General features: G+C 40.4%; 18 protein-coding genes. 9 read left to right on the forward strand and 9 right to left on the reverse strand.

The genetic code is table 11. The features are described 5' to 3' along the window. From AAEY55_RS01175 to AAEY55_RS01205, 7 genes are all read right to left on the reverse strand, one after another. Positions 1 to 633: an NADH:ubiquinone reductase (Na(+)-transporting) subunit D gene (locus AAEY55_RS01175; RefSeq protein WP_011328895.1), complete on the reverse strand. Its 633-nt coding sequence runs from the start codon at positions 631 to 633 to the stop codon at positions 1 to 3. After that, the gene (locus AAEY55_RS01180; RefSeq protein ID WP_011328896.1) at positions 633 to 1406 is read right to left on the reverse strand and encodes a Na(+)-translocating NADH-quinone reductase subunit C; all 774 of its coding nucleotides are present in this window, start codon (positions 1404 to 1406) and stop codon (positions 633 to 635) included. Before AAEY55_RS01180 ends, AAEY55_RS01175 begins: the two co-directional genes overlap by 1 nt. After that, a complete protein-coding gene (locus AAEY55_RS01185) occupies positions 1399 to 2601 on the reverse strand; it encodes an NADH:ubiquinone reductase (Na(+)-transporting) subunit B (protein ID WP_011328897.1) in 1203 nt (400 codons plus the stop codon). Before AAEY55_RS01185 ends, AAEY55_RS01180 begins: the two co-directional genes overlap by 8 nt. A 4-nt stretch (positions 2602 to 2605) precedes the next feature. Continuing rightward, positions 2606 to 3949, reverse strand: a complete 1344-nt coding sequence (locus AAEY55_RS01190; RefSeq protein ID WP_011328898.1) for a Na(+)-translocating NADH-quinone reductase subunit A — start codon at positions 3947 to 3949, stop codon at positions 2606 to 2608. A 345-nt stretch (positions 3950 to 4294) separates the two neighbouring features. Next, positions 4295 to 5488: an enoyl-ACP reductase FabV gene (gene fabV, locus AAEY55_RS01195; RefSeq protein WP_086993907.1), complete on the reverse strand. Its 1194-nt coding sequence runs from the start codon at positions 5486 to 5488 to the stop codon at positions 4295 to 4297. A 116-nt stretch (positions 5489 to 5604) separates the two neighbouring features. Next, positions 5605 to 5910, reverse strand: coding sequence for a BolA family transcriptional regulator (locus tag AAEY55_RS01200; RefSeq protein WP_011328900.1), 306 nt, complete (start codon positions 5908 to 5910; stop codon positions 5605 to 5607). A 62-nt stretch (positions 5911 to 5972) separates the two neighbouring features. Continuing rightward, positions 5973 to 6563, reverse strand: a complete 591-nt coding sequence (locus tag AAEY55_RS01205; protein WP_011328901.1) for an alpha-ketoglutarate-dependent dioxygenase AlkB — start codon at positions 6561 to 6563, stop codon at positions 5973 to 5975. Positions 6564 to 6606: 43 nt separating this feature from the next. Between AAEY55_RS01205 and AAEY55_RS01210 the strand changes: the two genes are divergently transcribed. From AAEY55_RS01210 to AAEY55_RS01225, 4 genes are read left to right on the forward strand one after another with little or no spacing between them, the layout of a single operon-like run. Further along, a complete protein-coding gene (locus tag AAEY55_RS01210) occupies positions 6607 to 7755 on the forward strand; it encodes a methyltransferase (protein ID WP_011328902.1) in 1149 nt (382 codons plus the stop codon). Beyond that, positions 7756 to 8316, forward strand: a complete 561-nt coding sequence (locus tag AAEY55_RS01215) for a YajG family lipoprotein (protein WP_182678696.1) — start codon at positions 7756 to 7758, stop codon at positions 8314 to 8316. 2 nt (positions 8317 to 8318) lie between these two features. Further along, complete coding sequence (locus AAEY55_RS01220) at positions 8319 to 8939, forward strand: peptidylprolyl isomerase (protein WP_011328904.1); 621 nt, start codon at positions 8319 to 8321, stop codon at positions 8937 to 8939. 50 nt (positions 8940 to 8989) lie between these two features. Beyond that, positions 8990 to 10369 carry an AmpG family muropeptide MFS transporter gene (locus AAEY55_RS01225; RefSeq protein ID WP_011328905.1) on the forward strand — a complete coding sequence of 460 codons (1380 nt, stop codon included), beginning with the start codon at positions 8990 to 8992 and terminating at the stop codon, positions 10367 to 10369. 75 nt (positions 10370 to 10444) lie between these two features. Here AAEY55_RS01225 and AAEY55_RS01230 read toward each other — a convergent pair whose 3' ends face one another. After that, positions 10445 to 10684 carry a helix-turn-helix domain-containing protein gene (locus tag AAEY55_RS01230; RefSeq protein WP_011328906.1) on the reverse strand — a complete coding sequence of 80 codons (240 nt, stop codon included), beginning with the start codon at positions 10682 to 10684 and terminating at the stop codon, positions 10445 to 10447. A gap of 401 nt (positions 10685 to 11085) precedes the next feature. Here AAEY55_RS01230 and AAEY55_RS01235 point away from each other — a divergent pair, with 401 nt between their 5' ends. Further along, a complete protein-coding gene (locus AAEY55_RS01235) occupies positions 11086 to 11274 on the forward strand; it encodes a hypothetical protein (RefSeq protein ID WP_011328907.1) in 189 nt (62 codons plus the stop codon). Between the two features lie 315 nt (positions 11275 to 11589). Here AAEY55_RS01235 and erpA read toward each other — a convergent pair whose 3' ends face one another. Then, positions 11590 to 11928: an iron-sulfur cluster insertion protein ErpA gene (gene erpA, locus AAEY55_RS01240; protein ID WP_011328908.1), complete on the reverse strand. Its 339-nt coding sequence runs from the start codon at positions 11926 to 11928 to the stop codon at positions 11590 to 11592. 253 nt (positions 11929 to 12181) lie between these two features. Here erpA and AAEY55_RS01245 point away from each other — a divergent pair, with 253 nt between their 5' ends. The 4 genes from AAEY55_RS01245 to hemL all read left to right on the forward strand — a co-directional run bounded on the left by AAEY55_RS01245 (position 12182) and on the right by hemL (position 16766). After that, a complete protein-coding gene (locus AAEY55_RS01245; RefSeq protein WP_058373927.1) occupies positions 12182 to 13864 on the forward strand; it encodes a chloride channel protein in 1683 nt (560 codons plus the stop codon). 16 nt (positions 13865 to 13880) lie between these two features. Beyond that, on the forward strand, positions 13881 to 14315 hold the full coding sequence (locus AAEY55_RS01250; RefSeq protein WP_011328910.1) for a CopD family protein: 435 nt from the start codon (positions 13881 to 13883) through the stop codon (positions 14313 to 14315). A 117-nt stretch (positions 14316 to 14432) separates the two neighbouring features. Next, the gene (locus AAEY55_RS01255) at positions 14433 to 15449 is read left to right on the forward strand and encodes an aspartate carbamoyltransferase (RefSeq protein WP_011328911.1); all 1017 of its coding nucleotides are present in this window, start codon (positions 14433 to 14435) and stop codon (positions 15447 to 15449) included. Between the two features lie 36 nt (positions 15450 to 15485). Next, on the forward strand, positions 15486 to 16766 hold the full coding sequence (hemL, locus tag AAEY55_RS01260) for a glutamate-1-semialdehyde 2,1-aminomutase (protein WP_011328912.1): 1281 nt from the start codon (positions 15486 to 15488) through the stop codon (positions 16764 to 16766). The last annotated feature ends 13 nt before the right edge of the window (positions 16767 to 16779 follow it).

Here is a 16779-nt window from a genome sequence, read left to right on the forward strand (position 1 = left end):
TTACGCTTTAGCTTCTACTTGGTCTTTCTTATAAGTACGTAGTACCCATATGAATAAACCAATGATGAAGAATGCACTCGGTGGTAATATCAATAGACCCATAGGTTGATACCAACCACCATTTTGTACTAATGGGATAATATCAACACCGAATAGTGAACCCTTACCAAATAGTTCACGAATGAAACCAACGGTAAGTAGTACTACTGAATAACCTAAACCGTTACCAATACCGTCAAGAAACGACATAAGTGGCGGTGACTTCATTGCGTATGCTTCAGCACGACCCATTACAATACAGTTAGTAATAATTAGACCGATAAATACCGAAAGCTCTTTTGCCGTAGCGTAAGAAAATGCTTGTAGTACTTGGTCAACAACAATTACCAAAGATGCAATAATCGTCATTTGTACAATAATACGTACTGACGATGGGATCTGGTTACGAATAGTCGAGATAAAGAAGCTAGAAAACGCGGTTACCAAGGTCAAAGCAATTGACATGATTAATGCGTTTTTTAAGCTAGATGTTACCGCTAGCGCAGAACAAATACCAAGTACTTGTAGTGCGATTGGGTTGTTAGCTAAAACCGGACCAAATAGGACCGCTTTCATTTCTTTAGTATCAGCCATTATTTCAATGCTCCTTTACGTACTTCCGCAAGGAATGGACCAAAGCCATTGTCACCAGTCCAAAAGTCAACTGTATTATCAACACCGTTAGACGTTAAAGTTGCACCCGATAGACCATCAATTTGATGCTCATTGCTAGCGCCACTTTTTACAACATCGATAGGTAATTCTTTACCTTCCCATTTTGCAGTCCACTGTGGATTTTGGATTTCGCCACCTAAACCAGGTGTTTCACCATGCTTATAAAAGATAATGTTTTTGATTGTTTCGCCATCGTTTTCAAGCGAAAGGAAACCATACATTAAGCCCCATAAACCGTAACCTTGAATAGGAACAATAATAGTGTCAACTGACCCATTATCTGCTCTAGAGATGTATACAGGTGCCTCTGTCGTTACGCGCTGAATGCCCGCAATGTCAGTAATGCCTTTTTCAGCAAGCGCAAAGCTTAGCTTAGGGTCAAATTTACTTTTTTCAAAGTCAAATGCATTAACCTTAGCCTGAACTTCTTCACTTGAGTCGCTTGCAAAAGACTCACCCGTTTTCATATTAACTAAGCGTACTTCGATTTTGTTGTTGAATGTTTCAGAAACATTTTCAACTTTTCCGATTCCCGCTGCAACTAAGATATTACTTTGAATATCTTTCGCTTTATTAGCTTGCTGTAAAGGACGAAGCTGTACAGCAGCAAACGATACGATAATTGCACACACTAAACATAGCGCAACAACTACTGCTAACGTTTTACCGATTGATTCGTTATTACTAGACATTACGTGCCAACCTCCGTTTGATATTAGCTTGCACTACAAAGTGATCGAACAGTGGAGCAAATAAGTTAGCAAATAAGATTGCTAGCATCATACCTTCTGGGAAAGCAGGGTTCACAACACGGATCATAACAACCATAAAACCAATAAGCGCGCCATAAGCTAACTTACCTTTATCGGTAAATGCAGCAGACACAGGGTCGGTAGCCATAAAGAACATACCAAACGCAAAACCACCTAGTACAAAGTGCCAATGCCAAGGCATAGCAAATACTGGGTTAGTCTCAGAGCCAACTGTATTTAGCAGTAATGCAGTGATTACCATACCGAAAAATACACCTAGCACTATACGCCAAGAAGCGATACGCACGTAAATAAGGAACAAGCCACCCACTAATAATGCAAGTGTTGATGTTTCGCCTACAGAACCTTGAATGAAACCGTAAAACGCATTCCACCATAACTCCATGTTTGAAAAATCAAGTGTGCCAACAAACGCTTGACCAAGCATAGTCGCACCAGAGAACGAATCTACTGCTGTCCATACTGTGTCACCTGAAATTTGTGCAGGGTATGCGAAGAATAAAAACGCACGACCAGCTAACGCAGGGTTTAAGAAGTTACGACCTGTACCACCAAAGATTTCTTTAGCAATTACAACACCAAATGTAATACCAAGCGCAACTTGCCATAAAGGAATAGTTGCTGGCAAAATAAGTGCAAATAACACTGATGTTACGAAGAAACCTTCGTTAATTTCGTGTTTACGCACTGAAGCAAATATAACTTCCCAAAAACCACCTACAGCAAAAGTAACTGCATAAATTGGTAGGAAGAAACACGCTCCGTAGAACATTTTAGCGCCCCAGCCTGCATCAGCGGTTAATTGACCGCCTAACAGTTGAAACAAATCAACTTGCCATATATTAGCTAGTTCAAAACCTTGTGCTAAAGCACCAGCGGCCTGATGGCCAATATTGAACATACCAAAAAACATAGCAGGGAACGTTGCCATCCACACTAAAATCATCATGCGTTTTAGGTCGATGTTGTCACGAACGTGTGTCGCGCCTTTATTTACGTAGCCTGGTGTATAAAAAATAGTTGCTGCTGCTTCATACAGAGCATAAAACTTTTCATATTTACCACCGGCTTCAAAATTCGGCTCGATATCTTCAAGATATTTTTTTAAACCCATCTCTCTAGCCTTCCTTCTCGATCGTAGTTAAGCAATCGCGTAGGGCTGCGCCATACTCGTATTTGCCCGGACAAACGAAGGTACATAACGCTAAATCTTCTTCATCTAGTTCAAGCGCGCCTAATGACATTGCACTGTCTACATCGCGTGACAATAGGTCGCGTAATAATAGAGTTGGCAAAATATCTAACGGCATTACACGCTCATAGCTACCAATTGGTACCATGGCACGTTTTGAACCACCTGTTGACGTTGTCATTTTAAATAAACGACTCGGTGCAAGGTGAGAAATAAAGGTACGCGTTACGGAAAATTTATCACTACCTGGTGCAATCCAACCAAACAATTCTTTTTCGCGACCTTCAAGTAAAACAGATACTTGAACGTGGTAACGACCTAAGAATGCATGAACACCGTTTGAAATAGAACCTGACAATACTGAACCAGAAATAACACGGTTATCACCGTCTTCTAATTCGCCAGCAACTAAATCATCCAATGAAGCACCTAATTGTGTTTTCACTAAACGAGGGTTTTTAACGCGAGGACCTGCAAGAGAAATTACACGATCAGTGTAAATTTCACCGGTAAGGAATAAGTGACCAAAGGCGATAACGTCTTGGTAACCAATATGCCAAACCTGCTTGCTAATAGATACTGCATCAAGATGATGGATATGTGTGCCAACAAGGCCAGCCGGATGCACACCACCAAACTCATGTACTTCTACTTGAGCTATAGATGAGCTAGGAACTTGGCTACCTGCTTGTTTACAAACAAATACTTTACCGTCGGTTAAACGCGACACAACAGCTAAACCTGCTTCGAATGCTTGCACATTTTCAGCAATAATTACCGCAGGATCTGCAGCAAGTGGATTAGTGTCGATTGCGGTCACAAAAATAGAGCTAGGATTTGCATCCACTGCCGCTACTTTACTGAATGGGCGAGCACGAAGTGCTGTCCACTGACCAGACTGTATAAGTACTTCTTTGGCTTTTTCACGATCTAAGCTCGAAAGCTCGGCATCAGAAAAAGTACCAAAGGTGATTTGCTCACTGCCGTTAACTTCAATAACAACAGATTGCAGTACACGTTTAGCACCACGATTAATTTCTTTTACTGTGCCAGAAGCTGGAGCAGTAAATAATACACCTGGGTTCTTTTTATCTTCAAAAAGTACCTGGCCTTTTTTCACTTGGTCATCCACACGAACATGCATGGTTGGACGCATACCGATAAATTCTTCACCTAGCACAGCTACACGTTTGACGGTAGAACCATCATGAATAACTTGCTGAGGAGCGCCCTCTATGGGTAAGTCCAGACCTTTTTTTATATTGATCATACGCACTTGCACTACATTAACGGAAAGAAACTGAAAAATCGTATCAACCACGTCGCCATATTAACTATAACAAGTTGTGTAAAACTAACTTGCTATAAATACTAAACAAGCAACGCAGTAAAACTCCTCACATATTGCTATGATTTTAACATCATTGTGCAACACTATGCGAGTGTATTTATAAAAATTATACCAGAGAAAGACTTATTTACGCTTGATGTAGCTATTTAATAAAATTCAAGCTAGACCAAAGTTGTACGTTTACTAAGAAACATTATTTTTATAAAAAAATCAGTAATAAAAAAGTCGCACTAGGCGACTTTTCAAACTGTTTTGTACAATTGATTAGTCAATCATATTCGCAATAGGCTGAACAGGGTCAACCTCTTGCTCATAATCTACGCCTTGTATACCAAAACCAAACAAGCGTAAAAACTCATTATGATAACCAACATAATCGGTTAGTTCATCAATGCTACTAGTATCTACTTTATCCCAAATAGCTTGAATACGTGCTTGTACGTCATCTTCTAGCTCTTTATAGTTTTGGAATAAATGACCGCCTTCGTCAAAACGTGGCGTGTCGCCGTATAAGTTTTCGCTAAATAACGCCTGTATTTGCTCAATAGTACCTTCGTAGGTGCCATCGGCCTTCATCACTTTAAATAAAGCAGAAATATACAAAGGCATAATAGGAATAGCCGAGCTAGCTTGTGTTACTACCGCATTAAGTGACGATACATACGCTTCGCCATTTAAATCACTAGTCGAAGCTTTAATAGCAGCCGTTGCACGATCCAAATCTTCTTTTGCTTTACCAATCGTTGCATGCCCGTATATTGGCCATGTTAGCTCTTTACCTATGTAGGTATAAGCAGTGGTTTTGAAGTTATCGGCTAGCACATCGGCTTGTTTTAGTGCATCAATCCACATTTCCCAATCTTCACCGCCCATTACTTTAATAGTATTGTCGATATCATCTTGGTTTGCCGCTTCAACGGTTATTTCATCAATTTCACGCTTTGAGGTATTCAGATTTTTAGTTGTAACTGCATTACCAATTGGCTTAAGCGTAGATGAGAACACTTCACCGGTATTAGGATCGGTACGACGCGGAGACGCTAAGCTGTAAATAATTAAATCTACTTTGCCTAAATCGGCTTTAATAGTATCAATTGCTTTTTGCTTAATTTCGTTTGAGAACGCATCGCCATTAATATTTTTTGACCAAAGGCCTGCTTCGTCTGCAGCATTTTGAAATGCAGCTGTATTGTACCAACCTGCAGAACCCGTTTTGCGCTCAGTGCCTTCTTTTTCAAAGAAAATACCTAATGTTTTAGCACCGCCACCAAACGCCGCAGTAATACGCGATGCAAGGCCATAGCCTGTAGAGGCACCAATAACTAATACATTTTTAGGCGCATTTTTTAATGCACCTTGTTGCTTTACATAATTAATTTGTTCTTGAACATGTTCGCTACAGCCCACTGGGTGGGCATTGGTGCAGATAAATCCACGAATTTTAGGCTTAATGACCATTGATCATCCTATATCTTTACAATAAAAATTAGCGCTAGTTTAAAGGCTAATACTAAAAACACTGATCTGATCAGTTAATCTTGAGTGTAAACATCAATCAAATCGCTATTAATTGTTTAAGCTGACTTAGAGCCACCCATACAATTGGGTGAATCAGGCGCTTCACCATTATGTTCAGCAAACTCATCTGGCGTATAAGTATGAATAGCCAGTGCATGAATATGATTGGCTAATTCATCTTTTAAAATTTCATTAATTTCGCGATGGCGCTGTAATAAGCGCTTACCAGCAAACTCTTCGCTAACCACTATCACTTTAAAATGCGAGTCGCTGCCAGCACTGTGCATATGGCTTTCGTTAATTACATTTAAATGCTTACAGGCAATTGCATCGCTGATTTTTTGTTGAATTTGTTGCTGCATGACATAAACCATTATTGTTACTTATTTATAAGCCCACTATAGCAACTTGCTAAGCCTAATGGCTAACGCTTTATCAAGCGAAAGGTTAAACTTATTCGCGGATGAGCCAAGGTAGTTTGCTTAGCAATAGCGTGTTGATAGTCGCGCTGACTATTGCCACTCATAATTAAACAGCTGCCGCTATGTAGCTTTAAATTAGTAACTTTATTGCTAGCTTTGTGTTTTAGTTTTAATACTCGCTCAGCCCCAAGCGATATACAAACGATAGTAGGTTGATGGCCAAGCTCTGCTTCATCGTCGCTATGCCACCCCATAGTATCGTTACCATCGCGGTAATAATTTACTAATAGTGAATTTAATGGCTGGTTTAAATGCCGCTCTAAACGTTTGCGCATCGCCAGTAAAACATCAGGCCAAGGCTCTACTATTAACTTACTGTGAGAATAACCATACTCAATATTGTTTTCACTGATAAAACACTGCAGCCGAGGAATTGGCCCCGTTTTATTGTAAACCGTAACATTAGGCTGCTGCCAACACAGGTTTTGCTGTAAATAGTAGAACAAATCGAGGCTTTTTTGTGCACTAAGCGCCCTACTTTGATAAGAAAAGCCATTTGGTAACAGTTGGGGGTTGGCGTTTGGCCGTTGCATGTTAGAATTTACCTATCATTTGATTACTGATCACTAAACTATTATGACCATGCAAGCACAGCTCGGCGATAAAACCTTTACTCTTGAACGCTTTCCTTTGGATCAAAAAAACCGCAGCTTACAAGCTTGGGATTCAGCCGACGAATATTTAATCGACTATGTTAGCGAACATCATCCTGATTGTCGCTCTTTGCTGATTTTAAATGATAGTTTTGGCGCGCTTTCTTGTTATTTTAGCCACAAGCAATTAACGGTTTGTTCAGTAAACGACTCTTATATTAGCCACCAAGCAGCAGCTTATAACTTAGCAGAGAATAAAATACCTGCTATTACCTTTAGCCAGCTCGATAGTTTATCGGCTTTACCTGAACAAGTTGATTTGGTACTTATTAAAGTACCACGCACATTAGGCTTTTTACAGTATCAACTGTCTGAGCTTAGCGAAGTGCTTGCACCCGGAACGCCTGTTATTGCCGCGGCAAAAACAAAAGATGTGCATAATTCAACAATTAAAGCGTTTGAGCAGTTTATTGGCGAAACAAAAACAAGTTTAGCGGTTAAAAAGTCACGCTTAATTATAAGCCACGCACAAGGTGGGTATAAAGCCGCTGATTTTCCGGTAAATTGGCCACTTGAAGGCACTGACTTTACTATTAGTAACCATGCAAATGTGTTTTCGCGTGATTCATTAGATATTGGCGCACGGTTCTTTTTTAACTACTTACCAGAAACCAATAAAGCTAAAAGCATTATTGATTTAGGCTGTGGTAATGGCGTGGTGGGTTTAATGGCATTATCGCGTTGCCCAAATGCAAATATTACTTTTGTTGATGAGTCGTATATGGCCGTTGAATCGGCACGCTTGAATGTAGAGCTCAATATGGAAGCTAAATATGAGCAATGTTCATTTGTTGAAAATGACTGTTTATCGGGATTTGAGCGCGACAGTGTTGATATGGTGCTATGTAACCCGCCATTTCATCAAGCTCAAGCGGTTACCGACCACATTGCATGGCAAATGTTTAAAGAAGCAAAAGATACTTTAAAAGAAGGTGGCGAATTGCGTATTATTGGTAACCGTCATTTAGATTACCACGACAAACTAAACCGTATGTTTGGTAACTGCAAGCTACTAGGTTCTAACAAAAAGTTTGTTGTACTTAGTGCCACAAAAAATACCGGAATGTTATAAATGCAAATTATAAAATACCTTTTACCTTGGTTGGTGTTTTTGGCACTGCCTGCATGTAGTAATCAGCCAAATCAGATAATACTTAATCCTGTTTATAAAAATGGGCAAATAAGTTCAATCAACAACAGCTTAAGTACCAGTGTAATTGATTTAAGAGGCGATACTGCCACCTTAAAACTTATAGAGTCTGACAAAACTAAAACTTTTGCCAGCCATGGTATTACAGCCTCAGTAAAAAGTGCGCTCGACAGCGCCCTAAGTCGTAACGGTGCCAGCATTTCTAACTTAGCCACGGTGCGCTTTGAAGTAGATATTCATGCTTTGCAAGCAGTTGTTACCGAAAAACTAATGAGCCACACCAGCGCGGCTTCTATAGAGTTTGGCGTGCGTGTTATTCGCGCTACCAGTAACTTTAGCAAAGTATACCGAGGCAATGCTAATTTAGCAGGGCCACTGGGGCACGACAGAGCAAAAATAGAAGGTCAGCTTAATAAGTTGACTGAGCAAATTATTACCCGCATTGTATCTGACCCTGAATTAATAGAATTTTTAGAAGGTTAACAATGAAACGACTTTTTTTAATCTGCTTAAGCCTATTCTTTAGTACCACTACGCTTGCTGCTCAAGAAGGCCGTTTTGTACAAAAAGATAATATTTTTCCGCGTGTTGAAATAGTCACTTCACTGGGTAGCATAGTGATTGAGCTTGACCGCTCTAAAGCCCCCATTACTGCAAATAACTTTTTAACCTACGTAATGGATAAAAGCTATCAAGGCAGTGTGTTTCATCGTATTGAGCGTGATGTAGAAAACGACCGCGACTTTGTTATTCAAGGTGGCGGCTACGATAAAGACTACGATGGACTACACGAAAACGATCCTATTTTTAACGAAAGCGGTAATGGCTTAAAAAACGATATGTATAGCATAGCTATGGCGTATCAAGACCGCCAACCTCATTCAGGAACGCGCCAATTCTTTTTTAATATGGACGATAACGACCATTTAAACCCTGGCAGAGAATGGGGGTTTGCGGTATTTGGCAATGTAATGGACGGCTACGACACGCTAGATAAAATTATGGCGGTAAAAACCGGATTTAACGAAAAAATTGGCTACGACTTTGTACCCAAAGAGCCTGTAGTTATTTTAAATATTAAATTACTTGAACAAGTTCCCCTGTAACAATTAAAAGAGCAGCCTAGCTGCTCTGTGTTAAAGCCAATGAAGGCCCTATGAGCAAAACACTCTCTATTCGCGAATATTTTTCTTATTTTAAAGACAAACGCCTTATCAATATTTTTATATTTGGTATGAGTAGTGGTTTTCCATGGGTGCTGATTGGCTCTGTAATGTCGGCATGGCTAAAAGACGAAGGCTTAAGCCGCAGTATGATTGGCTTATTTGGCATTGTGTTTGGCGCTTACAGCATTAACTTTTTATGGTCGCCGTTAATTGATCGTACCAAACTACCCTTTTTATACAAATGGTTAGGCCAACGCCGAAGCTGGATACTGTTTTGCCAAAGCTTTATTTTACTTGGCACACTGCTATTAGCAGGGCTTGATTTAAAAGCCAATTTAGCGCTCGTCGCCGCACTTTGTTTATTAATAGCCATAGCCTCTGCCACTCAAGATATTGCTATTGACGCTTTTAGAATAGACGCCCTGGGCGAAAATGAATCTCACAAAGCGACCGCCGCCGCTGCCATGGCAACCTCGGGTTGGTGGTCGGGTTATGCGCTACTTGGGGCCATTCCGTTTTATATGGCCGATATACCTTCGATAGATTGGCCGCAAGTATACTACTTTTTATCCGCCATAATGCTGCTACTAATGAGCTGTGTATTTTGGGCAAAAGAACCCGAATCAAACCGCGAAGCAGTGCACGCTGAGCTTGAGCGGGTATACCTTGAAAAACTTGCCGCCAGCAAGCAAACACCATTAACTAAAACACTCGCTTGGCTTGCAGTTACTGTGGTTGATCCGTTTAAAACCTTTTTTGCTAAAAATGGCGTTAAAACCGCGTTGGCACTGCTTGCATTTATTTTCTTATTTAAAATTGGCGAAGCGTTTTTAGCTCGCATGTCGATTGTATTTTATAAAGAGGTTGGCTTTAGTAATACCCAAATAGCCAATTACTCTAAGCTAGGCACCGGATTAATTACCATCGTATTTGCCTTTTTAGGCAGTATTTTTAATCATAAATACGGCATTGTTAAAGGCTTATTTATTAGTGGTGTGGCAATGGCGGCATCTAATTTAATGTTTTCTTGGATTGCACTTGCCGGCCCACAAGAGCATTTATACGCCATGGCTATTGTGGTTGATGGTTTTACTCAGGCATGGTCGCTAGTAGCTATGGTGGCATTTATATCTATGCTATGCGATAGAGCATTTAGTGCAACACATTATGCGTTACTTGCGTCGCTGGGTAACTTAGGGCGTACTTTACTGTCGAGTTACAGTGGGGTAGTAATAGATGATTGGCTGGCGGGTAACTGGTCGCTATTTTTTATTCTTACGGCATTAATGGTGTTGCCATCGTTGATATTTTTATACTTAATTCGTCATAAACTGTATCAGCTAGAGCGTAATTATCACCAAAATACTTAAACTCAATACTTAAAATAAATTATTTACTTGGCATATTTAAAGGTGCATTAAAATATGCCAAGTAACTTGCGGCTATTAATCAACTTTAAGTAAGTTTAATGCCTCATGCGGATCAACTTCGAGTGCATTACAGTAGCGCACAAATTCAATTACATCTAAGCGGCGCTCTTGGTTTTCAATTTTGCCGATAAACGAATGTGGTGTGCCTAATAACTGCGCTAAACTACGCATTGTATGCCCTTTGTCATGACGTTTACTTTTAAGCCATTTGGTCAGTTTTGCATTTTCTTCTGATGAAACTGTTTTACCCATCATGTACATCTCCTACTTAATGCGGTGTAAATACTAATTGATGCAATTTATTAATAGCGCTCAGTGAGTACACTGCACAACAGCCTAATTGGGCATTGATTGCAGCTCAGCTTTACTAATTACAAATTACAAATTACTCATTGTGAGCTAAAAAACGCTATAAATAATACTTACTTATTGTGGTGGTGAATGAAATTTTGCCCGTCTCATTCTTATATATTGTATACTATTAACTCATTGGTAAAATGGCTAATTACATTCGGCACAGGTTAAATAATGAATATATATTTACCAAGCCTGAATAGATAGCTTAAACCATTAATAAATATTTGTAACAATTTTGTTCCATTTTAGTGTTACATGTTTATGCTTAATCAATAACGAGCACCCTAAAAGGCTAAATAATGTTCAGGCTACTTTTTTTACTTCCTATTATACTGTGCTTAGGCTGGTGTTTTTTTCTTCGCCACCATGGTGTACCTATTAAAAAAGGCAAAAGAGGCTTTGTATATATACTCGCGTTTTCTACTTTTGTACTTGGCTTTTTTATATTAATGATGCAAATAACCGAATTCACTCCTAGCGAATTTTAGGCATTAAAAAAGCCGCAAAAGCGGCTTTAATATTTTATTGTTTACCCAGGGTTTGTTGACCTTTGCGGGTTAATATTTGTTCCAACTAGGGGCAATTTAATCGCGGCGCTAGGTTTGTAACCTAGTGGGCTAAGTAAAAACCGAGCAACAAAGAGTTAATTGCCCCTAGGCAGAACCCTTCGGGCAGCGCCTGTTTGGCATTGATGCTACGTTATCGCCTATTTATGGGGAATAACCACACCACATAGGCTCTGCCTTGCCTAAACACCAAACAGACTGCTGCAAATTTAACCTTGAAAGATCAACAGACCCTTGTTAAATAGTAAAGCTTGAACCACAGCCACAGGTTGTAGTTGCATGAGGATTAGTTACAAAAAAGCGTGCGCCTTCTAATCCTTCAGTGTAATCAACTTCGCCGTCTACTAAATATTGTAAACTCATCGGATCAACCACCAGCATCACGCCATTTTTGACGATTTCTAAATCACCTGGATTGGCCTTTTCATCAAAGGTAAAACCGTACTGAAAACCAGAACAACCACCACCCGTTACATATACGCGTAATTTAAGTTCTGGATTTTCTTCTTCATCGATTAACTGTTTAACACGATCGGCTGCCGCGTCAGTGAACTTAATTGGTAATTCTTCAGACATTTTAAAAACCCTCAATATCGTAATGCCGTGATTATCTAATACCCGAGTGTTTTAATCAAGTATAGTAAAATAAAGGTTGCAGGCACTCGCTCCTGCTAGCAGCAAACTAAACCTAATATTGAGTCCAACGTCGCTTATTTGCGTATTTTAACGTTAACTTTTCTATAAATGTAATTATTTTACAAAATCACAACGACTTAGCGTTTGGCTTTTGCTAAAATGGCCGCTGAAAAATGCTGCGGGGAAATAAAGCATGTGGCTTGAGCAACTCAGGCGTCGATTAGCCAAACCTAAAACATCCGTACAATTATGCTTATTAGGCGTAAGTGCCGGATTAATAGCTGCATTTTTTATTATTTTATTTCGCTTAACGATTCTTTTTTTTCAAAGTATATTTTTAGAAACTCCCGACGACTTTACCACCCTCCCCACTTTAGAACGCGTATTAATGCCCCTTATTGCGGCACTCTTAATTGCGCTTTTTGCGGCTTTTACTGGCTTTAAACATTATCGCTTGGGTATTCCGTTTGTAATTCATCGTATTAAACGCCATTACGGGCAAATGCCACTGTATAACACCCTAAACCAATTTGTTGGTGGTGCATTGGCCCTGATCAGCGGCTTTTCGGTGGGGCGCGAAGGACCTTCGGTGCATTTAGGTGCAACTGGGGCAAGTATCTTAGCAACTAAACTGCACTTACCTCATAATGCCATGCGTACCCTTAGTGGCTGTGGCATTGCAGCTGGTATTGCCGCCTCGTTTAACACGCCGTTAGCAGCGGTTATTTTTGTAATGGAAGTAGTACTTCGAGAATACAAAGTACATATATTTGTGCCAATTATGCTTGCAGCTGTTACTGGCGCTTTAGCAACCCAATTTGTATTTGGCGAAGGCTCAGAGTTAGCACTTATAAGCATTGCACCGCTAAGTGGCTGGCATTACCCGTACTTAATATTGTGTGGCATGGCGCTGGGCGCAATAGCCTATAGCTTTAATCAAAACTTAATGTTAATTATTAAAACGTTTAAACCACTTAGCATGTTTCCTCGCTTACTTATTGCTGGCTGTATTGCCAGCTTAATTGCGTATACCGTCCCCCAAGCTATGGGGTCGGGTATGAGTGCAATTACTATTGCGGTTGAATCCCCTGAAGACATGCAATTATTAACTACTATTTTAATTGCTAAGTTACTCGCCACATTATTTGCGATAGGTTTGGGTATTCCCGGTGGTTTAATTGGACCGGTTATAGGGCTGGGGGTTTTAATTGGTACTTTAATGGCCTTTTTTGCCCAGTTTATTAGCCCAGGTACAGATATAGCAGGCACTTATGGTGTACTTGGCATGGCAGGATTATTAGCAGCAACGCTGCATGCACCGCTTGCGGCTTTAACCACAGTGATGGAGCTCACTTCGTCTCCAGAAATAATAGTGCCTGCAATGATAGTTATTACCACCGCTTATGTTACCGCGCTGCAAGTGTTTGGTAATCGCTCGATATTTTTACAACAGCTGGATTTTCAAGAGTTACCTTACCAGGTATCTCCCGCTACTGAGGCACTACAAAAAGTAGGGGTAATGGATGAAATGGATGAAGACTTTAAGTTGCTTTACTCCGACGATAAACAGCAAATAAAAAACACCCTTGATGCGATGGACAGCCAAACCCCATTAATTGTATTCGATGAAGAAAATGGTTACCGATTGGCTGAATATGACTTGAGCTTAATGTCGGATCAAGCAACTAACCTTAGCTATATTAGCTTGGCCGGTATTAGCAGCCAAGCCACTTTAGCTGATGCCTTTGAGCTATTAAATGATAAGCGCAGTGGCGCATTGTATGTATATAACTTATTAGATAATCAACAAATTATGGGATTACTACGTTGGGATCAAATCCATCATATTTTAACCATTCGTAACAGCTTACTTTAATTTAAATGAGGGTAATATGAGCGCATTATTAATTTACAAAACCTTGCATATATTTTTTATGATTGCCTGGTTTGCCGGTATTTTTTACTTACCACGGTTATTTGTGTACCACGCTATGAGCGAAGAAAGGGCATGCAACTCTATGCTTAAAGTAATGGAACGTAGGCTGCTTTTTTTTGTCACTCCGTTTGCCGTGTTAACCGCGGTATTTGGTGTACTCACTATAGTTGAATATGGCCGCGATTGGTTTAAGTACAGCATGTGGTTGCATTATAAACTAGTGCTAGTAATTATTTTATACCTATACCATGGTTACTGTTTTAAGCTTTTAGCTGATTTTAAACATGACCGTAACACTAAAAGTGACCGTTTTTATCGTATTTTTAATGAGTTACCCGTTATAGCACTATTAATAATAGTGGCACTGGCGGTAATAAAACCCAGTTTATAATAAAATGTTTCTAGGTAATTTACTCTGCCAACTAGCTAAGTAACTTTGCTATAATATGCGCGATTGCGTGCTCCTTTAAGGATTATCGCGCCTTTTTGAATAAGTAGGAATAACCCCATGTTAAGTTTCCAAGGTGAAAATATACTCTCAGTTAATCAACTCGACAGAGACTGTATTGAACGTATATTTGCAGTAGCTAAAAAAATGGAACCCTACGCTAAAAAACAAAAGCGTACTAACGTGCTAGAAGGTGCCATTTTAGCCAACTTATTTTTTGAACCTAGCACACGCACACGCGTAAGCTTTGGCACCGCTTTTAACTTACTCGGCGGACTCGTTCGCGAAACAACCGGCATGCAAAGCTCAGCGCTCGCTAAAGGCGAGTCGCTTTACGACACCGCCCGTGTTATTTCGGCGTATGCCGATGCTGTCGCTATGCGCCACCCCGATGCAGGTTCGGTAAGTGAATTTGCAACAGGCTGCTCAATCCCTGTGATTAATGGTGGCGATGGCCCTAACGAGCACCCCACTCAAGCACTGCTCGATTTATTAACCATTGAGCGTGAGCTTAACCGTTTTGAGCAAAACATAGATGGTATGCACATTGCGCTAGTAGGCGATTTAAAATATGGTCGCACTGTGCACTCTTTATCAAAACTATTATGCCACTATAAAAACGTGAAATTCTCGATGGTTGCACCCGATGGTCTACAAATGCCTAGCTATATATTAGATGCAGTAGATAATGCAGGTCATAAAATTGAATTGGTAAACAAAATGGAAGGTAACTTAGCTGCCGACATAGTTTATCAAACGCGTATTCAAGAAGAGCGCTTTCCTTCGCAAGAAGAAGCCAACAAATACCGTGGTGGGTTTAGAATTAGTCAATCAATTTACACTGCACATTGCAAACCTAATTCAGTGTTAATGCACCCGCTACCACGCGATAGTCGCCTAGAAGCCAACGAGCTAGATAACGACTTAAACGCAAATGACAATTTAGCTATATTTCGCCAAGTACAAAATGGCGTATTAATTCGTATGGCACTGTTTGCTTTAACCCTCGGCGTAGAAAACAAAGTCGAGCAGTATGAAGTAGACGTACCTTGGTTTAGCCGCAAACGCGATAGCTAAACCCACTTTTTTTGTGACAAAACAATAGGATTTTTCATGACAATTAGCCAAGACTTATTTGCACGCGCTCAAGCTTCTATTCCTGGTGGCGTAAATTCACCAGTACGTGCTTTTAATGGTGTAGGCGGCACACCGCTATTTATCACTAAAGCTGAGGGTGCGTTTACATTTGACGCCGATGGTAATCGCTATATCGATTATGTTGGCTCTTGGGGCCCTATGATCATGGGCCATAACCACCCTGCAATTAAACAAGCAGTACACGACGCGGTAGAAAACGGCCTAAGTTATGGCGCGCCTACCGAAGCCGAAATTTTAATGGCTGAAAAAGTAAAAGAGCTAGTACCATCAATCGAAAAAGTACGTATGGTTAGCTCAGGCACAGAAGCCACCATGAGCGCTATTCGCTTAGCGCGTGGTTTTACTGGCCGCGATAAAATACTTAAGTTTGAAGGCTGTTACCACGGCCATGCCGACTCATTATTAGTTAAAGCGGGCTCTGGCGCATTGACTATGGGCGTGCCTAATTCACCGGGCATTCCTGAAGATTTTGCAAAGCATACGCTTACTGTATCGTTTAATAATTTAGATGAAGTGAAAGCTATTTTTGCTAAATATGCCGACGAAATTGCATGCATTATTGTTGAGCCTGTTGCTGGTAACATGAACTGTATTCCACCGGTTCCGGGATTTTTAGAAGGTTTGCGCGACGTTTGTGACGAATACAAATCGGTACTTATTTTTGACGAAGTAATGACCGGGTTTCGAGTTGCACTTGGCGGTGCACAAGCCTACTACAATATAAAACCAGACTTAACCTGTTTAGGTAAAGTAATTGGCGGCGGCATGCCAGTTGGCGCTTTTGGCGGCAAAACCGAAATTATGGATTATATTGCACCGGTTGGCCCAGTTTATCAGGCGGGTACATTGTCGGGTAACCCAATTGCCATGGCTGCAGGTTTAAAATCGCTAGAGTTATTAAGCGAGCCAGGATTACATGCAAAACTAGAAGCAACCAGTAAAGCAATTTGTGAAGGTTTTGAAGCCGGCGCTAAAAAAGCAGGCATTGCATTAACCACTAACTACGCCGGTGGCATGTATGGTTTTTTCTTTACTGATGCTGAAAAAGTAACAACTTACAAACAAGCTACTGAGTGTGATTTAGAGCGTTTTAAACGTTTTTTCCACCTGATGCTTGAAGAAGGTGTTTACTTAGCCCCCTCTGCTTTTGAAGCAGGCTTTGTATGTGCAGCGCACAACGAGCAAGAAATAAAAGATACCATTGCAGCCGCAGAGCGCGCGTTTGCTAAGCTGTAAAACATCAGTTTTA

Source organism: Pseudoalteromonas sp. 120-MNA-CIBAN-0494 (assembly GCF_040308885.1).
In the GTDB taxonomy this organism is placed as follows: domain Bacteria; phylum Pseudomonadota; class Gammaproteobacteria; order Enterobacterales; family Alteromonadaceae; genus Pseudoalteromonas; species Pseudoalteromonas nigrifaciens.

What these genes read in the sequence shown, in the direction of transcription:
- AAEY55_RS01175 (WP_011328895.1), bottom strand. Translation starts at nt 633, where the DNA reads ATGGCTGATACTAAAGAAATGAAAGCGGTCCTATTTGGTCCGGTTTTA.
- AAEY55_RS01180 (WP_011328896.1), bottom strand. Translation starts at nt 1,406, where the DNA reads ATGTCTAGTAATAACGAATCAATCGGTAAAACGTTAGCAGTAGTTGTT.
- AAEY55_RS01185 (WP_011328897.1), bottom strand. Translation starts at nt 2,601, where the DNA reads ATGGGTTTAAAAAAATATCTTGAAGATATCGAGCCGAATTTTGAAGCC.
- AAEY55_RS01190 (WP_011328898.1), bottom strand. Translation starts at nt 3,949, where the DNA reads ATGATCAATATAAAAAAAGGTCTGGACTTACCCATAGAGGGCGCTCCT.
- fabV (WP_086993907.1), bottom strand. Translation starts at nt 5,488, where the DNA reads ATGGTCATTAAGCCTAAAATTCGTGGATTTATCTGCACCAATGCCCAC.
- AAEY55_RS01200 (WP_011328900.1), bottom strand. Translation starts at nt 5,910, where the DNA reads ATGCAGCAACAAATTCAACAAAAAATCAGCGATGCAATTGCCTGTAAG.
- AAEY55_RS01205 (WP_011328901.1), bottom strand. Translation starts at nt 6,563, where the DNA reads ATGCAACGGCCAAACGCCAACCCCCAACTGTTACCAAATGGCTTTTCT.
- AAEY55_RS01210 (WP_011328902.1), top strand. Translation starts at nt 6,607, where the DNA reads ATGACCATGCAAGCACAGCTCGGCGATAAAACCTTTACTCTTGAACGC.
- AAEY55_RS01215 (WP_182678696.1), top strand. Translation starts at nt 7,756, where the DNA reads ATGCAAATTATAAAATACCTTTTACCTTGGTTGGTGTTTTTGGCACTG.
- AAEY55_RS01220 (WP_011328904.1), top strand. Translation starts at nt 8,319, where the DNA reads ATGAAACGACTTTTTTTAATCTGCTTAAGCCTATTCTTTAGTACCACT.
- AAEY55_RS01225 (WP_011328905.1), top strand. Translation starts at nt 8,990, where the DNA reads ATGAGCAAAACACTCTCTATTCGCGAATATTTTTCTTATTTTAAAGAC.
- AAEY55_RS01230 (WP_011328906.1), bottom strand. Translation starts at nt 10,684, where the DNA reads ATGATGGGTAAAACAGTTTCATCAGAAGAAAATGCAAAACTGACCAAA.
- AAEY55_RS01235 (WP_011328907.1), top strand. Translation starts at nt 11,086, where the DNA reads ATGTTCAGGCTACTTTTTTTACTTCCTATTATACTGTGCTTAGGCTGG.
- erpA (WP_011328908.1), bottom strand. Translation starts at nt 11,928, where the DNA reads ATGTCTGAAGAATTACCAATTAAGTTCACTGACGCGGCAGCCGATCGT.
- AAEY55_RS01245 (WP_058373927.1), top strand. Translation starts at nt 12,182, where the DNA reads ATGTGGCTTGAGCAACTCAGGCGTCGATTAGCCAAACCTAAAACATCC.
- AAEY55_RS01250 (WP_011328910.1), top strand. Translation starts at nt 13,881, where the DNA reads ATGAGCGCATTATTAATTTACAAAACCTTGCATATATTTTTTATGATT.
- AAEY55_RS01255 (WP_011328911.1), top strand. Translation starts at nt 14,433, where the DNA reads ATGTTAAGTTTCCAAGGTGAAAATATACTCTCAGTTAATCAACTCGAC.
- hemL (WP_011328912.1), top strand. Translation starts at nt 15,486, where the DNA reads ATGACAATTAGCCAAGACTTATTTGCACGCGCTCAAGCTTCTATTCCT.